We start from the raw sequence: 14,729 nt of genomic DNA on the forward strand, positions 1-14,729 counted from the left end.
CTGTTCCGAGGGGAGTCCATCCCTAACATCCTTGGAGAGGAGCCGCACATGATTGTTACCAAGCAAGATCCACAGACAAGGAAAAGGAAAAACGCCGTATTCGGCTGGGTATTGTCGTTTGTCAAGCCGTACCGAAATTGGGTAGTCATCTGCATCCTTGCTTCACTGCTCGTCGCGGTGGCAGACATTTTGATGGGGGTCCTGATTCAGCGCATGGTCGAACATACAAACGACTTTGACAAGCTGCTCCATATCGCCCTGATCATTTTTTGTCTCACCATCGTCGGTTTTCTTGCGAAGTATTTTATTACATACTCAGCCGCGCGGTTTAGCGCCAGAGCCATGCGGGATTTGAAAAACAAAATGGCGGCGCATCTCGAAAAAGTCCCGATGTCCACGATGGATCAATATCATTCGGGCGATCTCGTTTCTCGCTTGACGAGCGATGCGCAAATCTTGCAAAGCTTTTTGCAGCAGCACTTTTTCCAACTGTTCTATTTGCCGGTTGTGTTTGCCGGGGCACTGACCTTGCTGCTGTCGATCAATTGGAAGCTGATCATTTTCAGCGTCGCGATTCTGCCCATTGCTATCGTGATTACAGGGAGAATGAGCAGACCTTTGCAAACGTATGCCGAGCGCATGCAGGAGCATTTGGGGCAAGCCAATACCGTTGCCCAGGACACTTTGTCCGGGATTCACATGGTGAAAGCTTTTCAACTGGAAGACGTGATGTACCGCAAATACGCAGCGGGCATGAAGCAGGTGCTGAAAAACGGCATACTGGCTGAGAAAAAGCGCGCCTGGATGACCGCTCCCGGAATTTTGCTGTTTTCTGCGCCGATCCTGTTTTTTGTCGCCTACGGTGGCTACTTGATTCAGACCGGGGAGCTGAGCTTGGGCAGCCTGGTCATTTTCAGCTATTTGCTTCACTTTATTATCGAGCCGCTGTCACTCGCCCCTGTGCTGTTTGCCCAAGTCCAGGAGACTTCCGGGGCAGCCAAGCGCCTGCAAGACATTTTTTTGCAGCCTGTGGAGGAAAATGGCCGGACAGCTATTCCGATTGATCCAGCAGCCGTTCCGGTCGAGTTTGAGAACGTCTCGTTTGCCTACGAAAAAACGAAGATACTCGAAAATGTAAGCTTTGTGTTGCCGCCAAACAAAACCGTTGCCTTGGTCGGAGCGAGCGGCAGCGGCAAGAGCACCATCCTGAAATTGCTGTGCGGGTTTTACCGCATCGAGCCAGGCAACGGGTGCATGAGAGTGTTCGGACACTCCCTGAACGACTGGAATACCGCGGAGATGCGCCATTATTTGTCGCTGGTTTCGCAGGATACGACGCTCTTCCCGGTATCGATTGCGGAAAATATCTCGTACGGCCGGGTGCATGCGACGCGAGACGAGATTATCGCAGCGGCGAAAGCGGCCAATGCGCATGATTTCATCCTGGAGCTGCCCCAGGGCTATGAAACAAAAGTCGGGGAACGAGGCTCCCGTCTCTCCGGCGGGCAAAAACAGCGCATTGCCATTGCCCGCGCGCTTTTGAAGGATGCACCGATTTTGCTGCTGGATGAACCGACGTCAGCCCTCGATACGGAGTCTGAGGCACTCGTTCAGGAGGCGCTGGAAAATGTAATGCGCAATCGGACGGTACTGGTCATTGCCCATCGTCTCTCCACGATCAAAGATGCGGATGAAGTGCTTGTCCTGGAGCAAGGGCAAATCGTCGAAAGAGGCACGCACTACGAATTGCTTGCCCAAGGCGGCGTGTACACCCGCTTGTATCAAAAACAGTTTGCTACAGATGAACAAAGAGCGCTGGCAGCAGAGGGGGTATAGGGTTGTGTTCATCCAGAAGTTAACGCAGGAGCTGCTGCAACTGCTGTCGCTGATGAAAGCGAAAAAGCGCGCGTATTTTTTGGGGCTACTCGGTGATGGAATCGGTCAAGCCGCTGTTTTGGTCGCTTTGCCATTTGTGTTTAAGGATTTGACAGACTTTGCGAGCTCGAAAGACCCGGCACTGCTCACCAGAGCGATCGTGACGATGGCTGCGATGTTTCTTTTGTTCAGTCTGCTGTCGCCTTTTTTCAGCTACATATATCGGCGCTGCGTCCGCGAGGTGGTTGCCAATATCCGGCTGCTTGTTTTTCAGCGATTGAGCCGCTTGCCTTTCGCCTACTATGAGCAGCATCATTCGGGCGATACGATGTCGCGGCTGGGCAACGACGTCCAGCTGATGGAGCGGGCGTATGCCGAACAGTTGAAAACGCTGTGCATCATTATGTTGTCGCTGATTGGTTCGATCGTCGGGATGTTTGCTTTGGATGGGAAAATTGCCACGGTTCTTTTGCTCGTGAGCACGCTGACCCTTTACGTGAATGCGCAGTTTGCCAAGTCGGTGCGGCGCATTGGCGACCAAATGCAGCAGCAGCTTGGAACGGGCACAGAACGGCTGAGCGATTTTTTGGCAGGCTTGCCCGTCATCAAGATGTTTCATTTACAGAAGGTTGTGACGGCACGCTACACGGAAGCCAATGAACAAGTGACCTTGTCCGCGATCAAGCAAGGACATAAACACGCGCTGTTGGAAGGAACCAACTTTTTCATCCAGTTTGTCAGCTTCGGGGGAATGCTTGTGTTTGGCATCATGATGGTCGCCAAACAAATGATCGGACTCGGTGTGCTGGTCGCGATGGTTCAGCAGCAAATGCTGGTGACACTGGCTTTTTTGCAGCTTGGGCAGGTCATCACGACATTGCAAGGCTCGCTGGCAGGCGCTTCGCGGATTGTCGGCTTTCTCCAGGAACCGCTCGAACCGAAACGGTACGAACCAGCTTCCACCCCTACCGCAACCCGGATATACGACAGCATGCTGACAATGGAGCAGGTCGACTTTGGCTACACCGCCGATACAAAGGTGCTCCAAGGTGTGTCGCTGCAAGTCGGGCGAGGTCAAATGGCTGCGCTGGTAGGGACGAGCGGAGGCGGAAAAAGCACGGTGATGAAGCTGTTGTTAGGCTATTACCCGCCTTCTGCCGGCTCGCTTTCCTTGCTGGGCAAACCGATCGGCCAATATTCGATCGCGGAGATGCGGAGCCTGATTTCCTACGTGCCGCAGGACGCCTTTTTGTTCGAGGGAACCATCGAAGAAAACATTCGCTACGGTTGCCTCGACGCCACGGAAGAAGAGGTGATAAGAGCGAGCAAAGCCGCCTACGCTCACGATTTCATCATGGAACTGCCGGACGGCTATCAGACCCGCACAGGCGAGCGAGGGGCCAAGCTGTCGGGAGGACAGCGCCAACGCATCGCGATTGCCAGAGCGATCCTGAAAAATGCGCCGATTCTTTTACTGGATGAAGCAACCTCTGCTTTGGATACGGAATCGGAGTTCTGGGTGCAGCGAGCGTTGGCGGCTCTCATGCAGGAAAAAACCGTCCTGGTCATCGCTCATCGCCTGTCGACCATCGAGCATGCGGACATGATTTACGTGCTGCACGAAGGAAAAGTGATGGAACAGGGACGGCATGCGGAATTGCTGGCGCAAAACGGCTTGTACGCCAGCATGTATGAAGTACAGCAAAGAAAGGACAGACCTGCTCCCGCCTTGTCGGCGCCGGAAAGCAGCGCAAGTCTCATCTGACCCTGTTTTCCATCTGCCAAACTATCAATCGATCAATCAGCAAAGATGGGAGGAAAGAAATGAAGCTGTTTTGCTTTCCGTACGCAGGCGGACTTCCCGGCATCTACTACAGCTGGAAGTCGAGACTTCCGCCGACCTTTTTGGAAATCGACGCATTCGAGGTGCGCCCACACATTCCCCAGCCGAACCGGGACGTGTTCCTGCCAACCAGCTTTTATGAGCTGCTGGAGGATGTATGCGACCGGATCACGCCCGCACTGGCTGAGACGCCGTTTGCCTTTTTTGGCCACAGCATGGGCGGACTGGTCGCATTTGAACTGACCCGCAAGCTGATGCAAAAGGGCGCACTGTTGCCACAGCACTTGTTTCTGTCCGCCTCTCGCGCACCGCATGCGTATGGCAAACTTGCCAAGACGTACCACCTGCCGCATGACGAGTTTGTCGAAGCGCTGCGCAAGCTCGGCGGCACTCCTGACGACGTCTTGGAAAATCAAGAGCTGCTGGAGCTGTTTTTACCGATCCTGCGTGCCGATTTTCAAGCGGTGCAGACATACGAAATGAATCCCGATCTTCCTCGCCAGGTGCCTGTCAACATGACCGTGCTGTACGGTACGGAGGATACGATTGCACTCGAAGATATTTGGGCGTGGCGCGACTACTGCCAGGGAGCGTGCCAGTTTTTCCCGGTGTCTGGTGGCCATTTTTTCATTCACCACCAAACAAGTTCGATTCTCGAAATCATTCAAAATGTCCTGAAGGAAGAAAAAACGGTGGCAATCCATTCCTCTTTCTAGCAAAGGGGAATGGCACAAATAAATTCTATGTTAAGGTTGGTGTTATGATGAAGAACCGCAAAGCTTTGTCCCGAATGCTGGCAGCCGCTACGTTAACGACGGCACTGGTCTGCCCAACTGTCGCAAGCGCAGCAGCTCCGGCTCCTGTGCTGCATGACGACAATCCGAACGGCCATTTTGGCGACTGGTACACGGGTGCTGTCCCTCCCAACGCGTCGAATAACAAACCCGTGATTCTTTTTGTGCAAGGCTTGCACTCGACTTACAACACCTGGTACACGACAGACGGGTTTTACGATGCCGCGTATAACGCCGGGTATCGTACCGCTTTTGTCCAATTGAAAGACGCAGACGGCACTGGCGGAAACATGTGGACAAACGGGGCCAAGCTCGCCGAAGTGATCAAAAAGGTGGCGGATCATTACGGCGTCTCGAAAATCAACATCATTGCGCATTCCAAAGGCGGCATCGATACGCAGACCGCGCTCGTCCACTACGGGGCACATCCGTATGTAAACGTGGTCCATCAGCTGTCTACGCCGAACAAAGGTTCAGAATTGGCAGACCTGGCCTACAGCAACTGGGCAGGGTGGCTCGCGGATATTCTCGGCAAAAAAGACGACGCCGTGTACTCCTTGCAAACGTCATACATGGCGAATTTCCGCTCCCAAACCGACAACCGCAGCGAAAATCGCTCCACGACCACTTATATGGCTGCCGGAACAGGCGACGACGGCTGGTTTAGCGCTACGTGGTTTGCCCATGCCGTTTTGCCCGGTGAAGACGACGGCGCCGTTTCTGTAGACTCTGCTCTCGGTTTGCCTTACGGGATCAAAAGCTTTACGAAGGACATTTCCCACGGTCAAATCGCGAAGGCTTCGCAAACATGGAATCTGGTCGAGCCCAAATTGAAAAAAGCATCGGCAACGCTGCGGGAACAGCCGAACAAAATCAGCAAAACGAAAGCAAAAGCTTCCGCAGAAGAAGAAAGCTCCTTCATTTTGCGCGGGGGCGAAGTAGAGGACACCGCTACAGAAACGTTTTTCCTGGAGAGCGGGATTGAAAAGCTGAATCTCGACACCATCACTTCTTCGCAAGCGACAAAGGTGACATTGATCAGCCCGTCCGGCGAAGAGTACGAAGCGGACTTGCGCGATCAGAGCGAATCGGAGGACGAGCCTCTCATTTTCGCCGAAGCTGTTCATCATTTCATTGAAATCGCTGAGCCTGAAGCGGGCGAGTGGACACTTGAGGTCGAAGGAGAGGACGATGCCTTCTTCATGGTCGCTTCGATTGAAGGCGGCGAGCAGGCGAAGGTAAAAGCGAGCAAAAAAGTATTCGAGCAGGGCGACAAAGCGAAAATTTCCGTGGAGCTGGGGGATAGCGAAATTGATCCTTCCTTGCTGCAAAAAGCAAATGTGACGCGTTCGCTCAACGGCGAAAAGGCCAGCGTGCTCGATCAGGTGAAGTTCGCGATCAAAGGCGATGAGCTGACAGGCAATTTTACCGTCCCAACGAAGCCTGGCGTGTACAATCTGTCTTTTGACGTAACGGGCATCAATGAAGACGGCGAGCCATTTACCCGCTCGATCAACTACAATTTTGCGGTAACGGATGACGATGGCGAGTTGGAAAAGTAAGCGGCAAAACATGGACGACCCTTTTTCCAGGGTCGTTTTTTCTGTGCACAGGAAAAGCAGCTTTGTCCGAGCCAGGCACATGACCGATCTTCCCGGCGAGAAAAACAACAAGACAAACGCGTCTTGCTCGACTATACACACCCAAGAAATGGTACAATGAGAAGATGAGCAAAAATGAAACGATCGGGAGGGTGTTGCGCATGAGCGAAGCAAATCAGGAGTATATCGTCATCTCGGGTGCGCGAGAAAACAATCTGAAAAACGTATCCTTGCGCATTCCCAAGCGGAAAATTACAATCTTCACCGGAGTATCCGGCTCCGGCAAGTCATCCATCGTCTTCGATACGATCGCCGCAGAATCGACACGACTGCTGAATGAGAACTTCAGCATGTTCGTGCGCAATTTCTTGCCGCGCTATCCCCAACCAGATGCGGACGCGATCGAGAACTTGAGCATGGCCGTGATTGTCGACCAGAAGCGGCTGGGCGGGGGTTCCCATTCCACGATGGGCACGATTACCGATATTTCGCCGATTCTCCGTCTGCTTTTCTCGCGAGCGGGGCAGCCGTACGTGGGACAAGCGCACCTGTTTTCGTTTAACGACCCGCAAGGCATGTGTCCGGAGTGCAACGGGATCGGCCGCAAATTGGGCGTAGACATGAGCAAGGCCATCGACATGTCCAAGTCGTTGAACGAAGGGGCTATCATGCTGCCGGACTATAAAGTAGACAGCTGGGATTGGACGTTGGTCTTGCAGTCAGGCTCGTTTGATCCGGACAAAAAGCTCTGCGATTACACGGAAGAAGAACTGGAGCTGCTGCTGTACGGCAAAGCGAGGAAAGTGAAGATGGACTTCGCCGGGAAGCTGACGAACATTACGGTCGAAGGCGTCATCGAGAAGTTCACCAACAAGTACATCAAGCAGGACGTGAAGACGAAGTCCGAACGCACGCAAAAAGCGGTGGCACCGTACATCTCCGAAGGTCCATGCCCGAGTTGCAAAGGCGCGAGACTCAGTCAAGCCACGCTCAATTGTCGGATCAACGGACGCAACATCGCGGAAATGTCCGCCATGGAAGTTGGACAGCTCATCCTCGCCATTCGCGAAATCGACGATCCCGCCGTTGCGCCGCTCGTCAAGTCGCTGACGGAGCGGTTGCAGCATCTGGTGGATATCGGACTGGACTATTTGACGCTGGACCGCGAGACGGACACGTTGTCCGGCGGCGAGTCGCAACGGGTTAAAATGGTGAAGCATCTGAGCGGCAGTCTGGTGGATGTCACGTACATTTTCGACGAGCCGAGCGTCGGCTTGCACCCGCGGGATGTACACCGCCTGAACGGATTGCTGCAAAAGCTGCGCGACAAGGGCAACACCGTCATTGTCGTCGAGCACGATCCCGATGTGATCAAAGTGGCGGATCATATCGTCGACGTCGGGCCTCACGCCGGAAGCCGCGGCGGTACGATTATATATGAAGGAAGCTATCAGGGACTGCTTGCCTCCGGTACACTGACAGGCACCCATATGAAACGCCCCCTCCAGTTGAAAAGCGATTGCAGACAGCCGTCTGGCAAACTGTCCATCAAGGACGCTACGCTGCACAATTTGCAAAATGTGAGTGTCGATATTCCGACCGGAGTGCTGACCGTCGTGACAGGCGTGGCCGGATCAGGCAAAAGCACCTTGATTAACGAAATTTTCCTCAGCCAGCATCCAGATGCCATCGTCATCGACCAATCGGCGATAGGCGTATCCACGCGCTCGAATCCTGCGACCTACACAGGGATTATGGACGATGTGCGCAAGGCGTTTGCTTCCGCGAACAAAGTCAATCAAAGCTTGTTCAGCTTCAACTCCAAAGGAGCTTGCGAGAACTGCCAAGGGCTGGGCGTTGTGTACACCGACCTCGCCTTCCTCGACAGTGTGAAGCTGCCATGCGAAGTGTGCGGCGGGAAACGGTTCAAGGAAGAGGTGCTCGCCTACAAGCTGAACGGCAAGTCCATCGCAGAAGTGCTGGAGATGACGGTAGAGCAGGCGCTGGAGTTTTTCGAGCTAAAAGAAGTCGTGCGCAAGCTGCAGGCGATGAGCGATGTAGGTCTGAACTACATCACACTGGGACAGCCGCTCAGCACGCTATCAGGCGGGGAATGCCAGCGCATCAAGCTGGCAAGCGAGCTGCACAAGAAGGGGAGCATTTACGTCATGGACGAGCCGACGACAGGTTTGCATATGTCGGACATCGGCCATCTTCTTGCGATCATGAATCGGCTCGTGGACACCGGAAATACGGTGATTGTCATTGAACATAACCTCGACGTGATCAGCCAGGCGGACTGGATTATCGATATGGGGCCGGACGGCGGCAGCAAGGGCGGCCAGGTAGTGTTTGAGGGCACACCGGAGCAAATCGTCGAAGCGGAGCAGTCGATCACAGGTAAATATTTGAGGTAGTGTGTAAAACAAAAAGGAGCAGGGAGAAGCAAGCCCTGTTCCTAAATGATTCCCACTTGTCCAACTTTGTAGTATGCTTGCCAAACAGGGAGGAGATGAATATATGACAAAACAACTGATCTTTGGCGACGCTATGCGCGAGCTGACTGCTACGCGCCGTATTTTGGAGCGCTTGCCCGAGGAACATCTGGACTGGAAGCCGCACGAGAAATCGATGACTTTGGGCGGACTTGCTACACACCTGGTCAACTTGCTGAACTGGCAACTGGCGATTTTGCAATACCCGCAGTTTGACCTTGCGACGGTACCGCTGCAGCGGGAGGCTTTGCAACGACGAGAGGAATTTCTGGAGGAGTTCGACGGGAACATCGGCAAGCTGGAAAAGCTGCTGGACGAATGCGACGAGAAATGGCTCAGCGAAGAGTGGACGTTGAGCCACGGCGATCATATCATCTTCTGTCAACCGCGGGCGATCGCGCTTCGCACTTTCGGCTTGAGTCATATGGTCCATCATCGTGCCCAGCTCGGGGTTTACTTGCGACTGCTCGACGTTCCGGTGCCTGGTTTTTACGGCCCTTCGGCTGATGAGCAAAACGGAGCTTGAACCAACCAACTGTAAGCGAGAGCTGAGCCTGGACAATCACTGGAGCGATTGAAGCAATTGCCGGATGGTGAACAAAAAGCGGGCGAAACAAAGCGCATGATCGACCTGCTCCGCCAGTTTATCGGCTATCGGGAATATCCAAAATACGGCATAGTCAGGCGCTATTTTGTGTATAAACAGGCTTTGCTGAAAGAAGCCGAACAGCTCGTACAAGCTGGCGTGATTCGTGAAACAGAAGATATGTACTACCTTACGTTTGCAGAACTGCACGAAGCCGTACGCACAAACAAGCTCGATTACCGGATCATCAGCACGCCGCATTCGCGTGAATGGGACGGAAGGGTATATTGAAATAGTGTAGTTGACTTAAAAAAAGGTATTCAGGTGCGCATAAGTACGCCTCTGAGTACCTTTTTATTTTCCGATGCGTTGAATGCAGGAGCACGTTAGGGCGTTCACAATTATAGCGTTCTCTCTAACAGTGCTCCCACTTTTTTAGCCATGGCTTTGGGAGGGTAAGGCATTCCATTTTTTATCCACCATTCTATTACACCTACATAAGCGTTCCCGGCGTATTGCAAGACAACATCTTCACTAAAATCCGGATTTCTCCTGCTTTCTGTGTCAATCTCACCTTTAAATCCTTCGATAATCAAATCAAAAAGCCGTATGCGGAAAGAGGGCGCCCCTTTACTTGCTAACATCGTCGCAAAAAACACATAGTTTTTCTCAAAATACTCGAAGAAAGGTAAAAGGCCATTGCTCCAATCCAGCTTGCAAGCCCATTCGCCCATATCGCCCAGCTCATTCATGTGCGCCTCTATGAGTTTGTCTAATAAATCAAATTTATCCCGATAGTGGAGGTAAATGGTCCCTCGGTTTATGTTTGCCCGGTCGGCAATATCCTGAATCGTAATTTCATCGAAGTTTTTTTCAGCCATCAGTTCAATGACTGCCTTTTTCATCGCTTCCTGTGTTTTAAGAACTCTCCGATCTACTTTTGCCACCGTATTTTAACCAACTTTCTTAGATAATCAACATTTTCGATCGCTGTGTTGGAATATCAACAAATTCCGTGATTTTAACCATTGAATGTGCTTCCCTGACATCTATAATAATAGACATGAGTTGATTAAACAACTTGTTTTGTTTATGTAATCCAACACTGACCAGAAATGCAGAGGAGCGAAAAATATATGTGCAAAACTCATGTTCTAAGTGTCCCAAGTGCAAAAGCACCGTTTGAGAAGATTGTTATCGAAAGAAGACATCTTCGCCCGAATGATGTGCTAATCGATATTAAGTTTAGCGGCGTATGTCACTCCGATATTCACAGCGCTTACGGCGAATGGGCGAATGGAATCTTCCCCATGGTTCCGGGTCACGAAATCGCCGGAGTTGTAACAGCAATCGGATCGGAAGTTACGAAATTTTCTGTCGGTGATCGCGTTGGCGTTGGCTGCTTTGTTGACTCTTGCGGAGAATGCGAATATTGTCTCAGCGGAGAGGAGCAATATTGTACGAAAGGCGTTATCAACACGTATAACCAACTAGACTACGATGGTAATCCAACATACGGAGGATACAGCCAAAAAATCGTTGTAAAGGAAGGGTTCGTTGTCCATATTCCTACTGCTTTGAATTTGGATGTGGCGGCGCCGCTTTTATGTGCAGGTATCACCACGTATTCTCCCTTGAAGCACTGGAACGCTGGCCCGGGCAAGAAGGTTGCGATTGTCGGAATGGGGGGACTTGGCCACCTGGCCATTCAATTTGCGCATGCCCTTGGTGCAGATGTAACGGTTTTGAGTCGGTCGATGAATAAAAAGGACGAGGCCCTGGAATTGGGTGCAGACCAGTATTTTGCCACCAACGATCCCGCCACGTTCGCTGAATTGGCTGGTCATTTTGACCTCATATTAAATACCGTTTCTGCAAACCTTCCTGTCGATGCATACTTGTCGTTGCTTCGCGTAGATGGAACCCTTGTCAATGTTGGTGCGCCTGCCGAGCTTGATAAGTATCATGTGTTTTCCTTAATCATGGGCCGTCGCAGCATTGCCGGTTCGCTTGTCGGTGGCATTCGCGAGACACAAGAGATGCTCGACTTCGCCGCAGAACATGGCATTGAACCAAAAATCGAGATCATTCGCGCTGAACAAATAGAAGAAGCTTATGAGCGTGTTTTGCGCAGTGATGTGCGCTACCGATTCGTAATGGATATATCTACTTTGTAGTCTTTCATGATCCGAAATACATGTTCCCTAGGAAAAATGGGTTAGCCACTTTGCAGGTTAACCCACCTTTTGTTAAGAGCTTCCAAGCAATGAAGATAGGCGGTGTTTTTTTGGCTAAACGAAATCATTTATTCATTTTCATCTTAGCCATAGGGGCTTTCGGCATCATCAATACCGAAATGGGAGTTATAGGAATATTACCTTACATGGCTGATCACTTTCATATCAGTATATCTAAGGCCGGGTGGCTGGTGAGTCTCTTCGCACTTGCTGTATCCATCTCTGGTCCAACTATGCCGTTGTTATTTTCGGGGGTAAATCGCAAGACGGCCATGTTGCTCGTCCTTGGTATTTTCGTGCTGGGTAACATTGTCGCTATATTTACAACGAACTTTGCTATTGCAATCATTGCGCGAGTGATTCCCGCTATTTTTCACCCCATCTATTTTTCAGCAGCTTTTACAATGGCCGCCAGCTCCGTGCGCAAGGAAGAAGCGCCAAAAGTTGTTTCAAAAGTTTTTATTGGAGTATCTGCAGGCATGGTACTTGGTGTACCCATCGCAAGTTTTCTGGCCAGTGCCGTTTCGTTTCAAGTATCCATGTCCTTTTTCGCAATCGTAAACGCTATCGTCTTTATCGCGATATTCGTATTTTTCCCTTCCATGCCTGTTCAAGAAAGACTTTCTTACGGCGCTCAATTATCGGTATTGAAAAAATCAATTACCTGGCTTTCCATTGTAGCTGTCATTTTACTAAATTCCGCAGTATTTGGGGTGTACAGCTATCTTGCCGAGTATCTGAAAGCCGTTACGAATACCTCCGGGAATGTAATCAGCGTCATGTTAGTCATATTCGGAGGAGCGAACATCATTGGAAACATTATAGCAGGGAAGTTACTTTCTCAAGCTGCGATCAAATCTGTCGTATCGTTTCCTTTTGCGTTGGGAGCCGTTTACATTGTTTTACTTCTACTTGGACAGTTTACCGTACCTATGGCTTTCATTACGCTGATTTGGGGAATATTGGCTGGAATAGGGGCGAATATAAATCAATATTGGATTATGTCTGCAGCTCCAGAAGCACCTGACTTCGCTAATGGTTTATTTTTATCATCCGTGAATTTAGGAACAACAATTGGTACAGCGGCAGGTGGATTATTTATTTCCGAATTAGGTACCCAATACGTCGTATTAGTGGGATTTTTATCGTTACTATTGAGTCTGGTATTTATATTCATGAGAAATCATATGAACAGTCCTGCAAAACAGCAGTCTAGGTGAGAAAAAGGAGTCAAATCGTATGAGATATGCTCCCAACACTATCCATTTGGGACAACGTGAGATTGACTTCCGCTACGAAAGAAGCAGCTTGCCTAAAGGCGTCTGCTTCTTTTTACATGAGATGGATTTGCAATGAGTTTACTATACATTACAGATTAAAATGTTGACAAATTTAAAGGTCAGTGATAAATTTATTCGAAAATACAGAATATTAAGGAGGGCTCAACATGCAACAACCCCAAAGCCAGCCCTGGATCAACGCAGGTACACTGGCGTCGATTCAAGAAAAGGGCCACAAGTTAATCCACGGCGGGATCGCCGTGTTTTATCATGAGCAGCAGGTTTACGCGGTAGACAATCGCTGTCCGCACTTGGGATTTCCCCTGCATATGGGCAGCCTGTGCGACGGGATCCTTACCTGCCATTGGCATCATGCGCGCTTTGACGTCTGTAGCGGCGGAACATTGGACCCGTGGGCGGACGATGTTCCATCCTATGCAGTCAAAATTGAGAATGGAGTAGTGTGGGTAAATCCGCACCCTAAACAGGCGAACAGCATTGAGAAACATATACTTCGGTTGCAAGAAGGTCTGGAGCAAAATCTGGGGCTGGTGATTGCCAAAGCTGTCGTCGGATTGGTGGAAGCCGGCGTTCCAGCAGCGAAAATCATGCAGGTCGGCATCCATTTCGGTACCGTCTATGGAAGAGGATGGGATTCGGGGCTTACCATCCTGACCGCGATGGCCAATGTGCTGCCAAAGCTAGATAAGGCAGGGACGATCCTCGCACTCTATCAAGGACTGCTTCATGTGGCTCGCAACAGCTCCGGTGCCGCGGCGCGGCATCTGCTCAAGCCGCTGCCGGAGTCTGACGTTCCGTTCGAGCGGCTGACGGAATGGTACCGCAACTGTATCGAGGTTCGCGACACACAAGGAGCTGAAAGAGTGTTGCTCACAGCGATCCGCCAAGGGGCTTCCCTGGAGCAGATATCGGAAATGATGTTGATCGCGGTGACTGATCACTTTTATTTGGATGGCGGGCATACATTCGATTTCCATAATAAAGCCTTTGAAGCGATTGACCTTATTGGCGAAGAGCATACCGAGCAGACACTGACCTCACTGGTTCGGCTTCTCGCCAATCCGACGCGGAGCGAAGAACTTCATCAATGGCAATCGCCAGTGAATCTAGTCGCTCCACTGAAGGAAGTGTTCGCCCAGTTGGATAGTCTTCCTCTGGCCGCGCCTTATACAAATATTTCCGCAGAAGACGAGCAAAAAATGGTGAAGCAGTTGTTAAGCGACGAACCTCTTGAAACGGTGAATCTTGTGACAGAGCTTTTGAAATCCGGCGCACATCCGGCCCAGTTGGCCCAACTGGTTGCTTTGGCCGCGGCGGAGCGGATTGTTGGCTTCCATACCCAGAATGACTTCGGGGATTGGCTCTCCGTTTTGCATACGTTTACCTATGCCCACGCCGTGCACGAACGTTTGCGCCGCTCAAGCCATCCATTGCTCATCCGCGCCATCTACCACGGGCTAATCAGAATTTATTTGGATCGTTTTTTGAATATCCCTGCGGCACGCCGCCCAGATGGCTCGGCCGTACCAGCCGTCGACACTACTTGTCCAGAGCGGCTGCTGGAAATTTTGGATCAACGCCAGCAGGTGAAAGAAGCGGCGCGCTGGACAGCCGGCTACCTGCACGCTGGCGGCAATCCCGACGCCTTGCTTAACACTTTGGGTCATGCGCTTTTACGCGAAGACGCCGAATTTCATTCGTTTCAAATGTACGAAGCGGCAGTAGCCGAATATGACCGCTGGGCGATGCGTAGCGACGCTTTTGCCACTCGCGCTGGTGAAACGATGCTTCTGGCAGCAACCCGCTATTTGGCTGCCCATGCACCAACCCCGCGCGAACAGCCGCATATGGCCCAAATAGCCGTACGGCTGCATCGGGGAGAGCGGCTATTTGAAGAAGCGTAATCCTAACATGAAGCTTTGATTGAAGAGATGACTTACTTGTCATCTTTTTGTTCCTGAATACCTCTTTTATCTTCCAATTACATTAATGACGAA

Annotated in this window: 10 protein-coding genes and 1 pseudogene; 10 read left to right on the forward strand and 1 reads right to left on the reverse strand. The window is 51.2% G+C overall.

Features of this window, described 5'->3' with window-relative positions; translation table 11 throughout:
- Nucleotides 1-48 precede the first annotated feature (48 nt).
- From EDM60_RS25685 to EDM60_RS25715, 7 genes and pseudogenes are all read left to right on the forward strand, one after another.
- Nucleotides 49-1,836 carry an ABC transporter ATP-binding protein gene (locus EDM60_RS25685; RefSeq protein WP_122966495.1) on the forward strand — a complete coding sequence of 596 codons (1,788 nt, stop codon included), beginning with the start codon at nucleotides 49-51 and terminating at the stop codon, nucleotides 1,834-1,836.
- 4 nt (nucleotides 1,837-1,840) lie between these two features.
- Nucleotides 1,841-3,640 carry an ABC transporter ATP-binding protein gene (locus EDM60_RS25690; RefSeq protein WP_122966496.1) on the forward strand — a complete coding sequence of 600 codons (1,800 nt, stop codon included), beginning with the start codon at nucleotides 1,841-1,843 and terminating at the stop codon, nucleotides 3,638-3,640.
- Nucleotides 3,641-3,699: 59 nt separating this feature from the next.
- Nucleotides 3,700-4,434 (forward strand): thioesterase II family protein, encoded by a 735-nt coding sequence (locus EDM60_RS25695; protein WP_122966497.1) that lies wholly within the window; start codon nucleotides 3,700-3,702, stop codon nucleotides 4,432-4,434.
- A 47-nt stretch (nucleotides 4,435-4,481) separates the two neighbouring features.
- Nucleotides 4,482-6,074 (forward strand): alpha/beta hydrolase, encoded by a 1,593-nt coding sequence (locus EDM60_RS25700; RefSeq protein ID WP_122966498.1) that lies wholly within the window; start codon nucleotides 4,482-4,484, stop codon nucleotides 6,072-6,074.
- Nucleotides 6,075-6,274: 200 nt separating this feature from the next.
- Nucleotides 6,275-8,530: an ATP-binding cassette domain-containing protein gene (locus EDM60_RS25705; RefSeq protein WP_122966499.1), complete on the forward strand. Its 2,256-nt coding sequence runs from the start codon at nucleotides 6,275-6,277 to the stop codon at nucleotides 8,528-8,530.
- A gap of 103 nt (nucleotides 8,531-8,633) precedes the next feature.
- Nucleotides 8,634-9,134: a DinB family protein gene (locus EDM60_RS25710; RefSeq protein WP_122966500.1), complete on the forward strand. Its 501-nt coding sequence runs from the start codon at nucleotides 8,634-8,636 to the stop codon at nucleotides 9,132-9,134.
- A 39-nt stretch (nucleotides 9,135-9,173) separates the two neighbouring features.
- Nucleotides 9,174-9,446: pseudogene (locus EDM60_RS25715) on the forward strand (phosphoenolpyruvate synthase); the annotation flags it as partial.
- A 149-nt stretch (nucleotides 9,447-9,595) separates the two neighbouring features.
- Here EDM60_RS25715 and EDM60_RS25720 read toward each other — a convergent pair.
- Complete coding sequence (locus tag EDM60_RS25720; RefSeq protein WP_122966501.1) at nucleotides 9,596-10,141, reverse strand: TetR/AcrR family transcriptional regulator; 546 nt, start codon at nucleotides 10,139-10,141, stop codon at nucleotides 9,596-9,598.
- A gap of 189 nt (nucleotides 10,142-10,330) precedes the next feature.
- Between EDM60_RS25720 and EDM60_RS25725 the strand changes: the two genes are divergently transcribed.
- From EDM60_RS25725 to EDM60_RS25735, 3 genes are all read left to right on the forward strand, one after another.
- Entirely contained in the window at nucleotides 10,331-11,371 is a 1,041-nt protein-coding gene (locus tag EDM60_RS25725; protein ID WP_122966502.1) for an NAD(P)-dependent alcohol dehydrogenase, read from the forward strand.
- 110 nt (nucleotides 11,372-11,481) lie between these two features.
- Complete coding sequence (locus EDM60_RS25730) at nucleotides 11,482-12,651, forward strand: MFS transporter (protein WP_122966525.1); 1,170 nt, start codon at nucleotides 11,482-11,484, stop codon at nucleotides 12,649-12,651.
- A 227-nt stretch (nucleotides 12,652-12,878) separates the two neighbouring features.
- Nucleotides 12,879-14,636: a Rieske (2Fe-2S) protein gene (locus EDM60_RS25735; protein WP_122966503.1), complete on the forward strand. Its 1,758-nt coding sequence runs from the start codon at nucleotides 12,879-12,881 to the stop codon at nucleotides 14,634-14,636.
- Nucleotides 14,637-14,729 lie beyond the last annotated feature (93 nt).

Source organism: Brevibacillus parabrevis, from assembly GCF_003710905.1.
GTDB lineage: Bacteria > Bacillota > Bacilli > Brevibacillales > Brevibacillaceae > Brevibacillus > Brevibacillus parabrevis.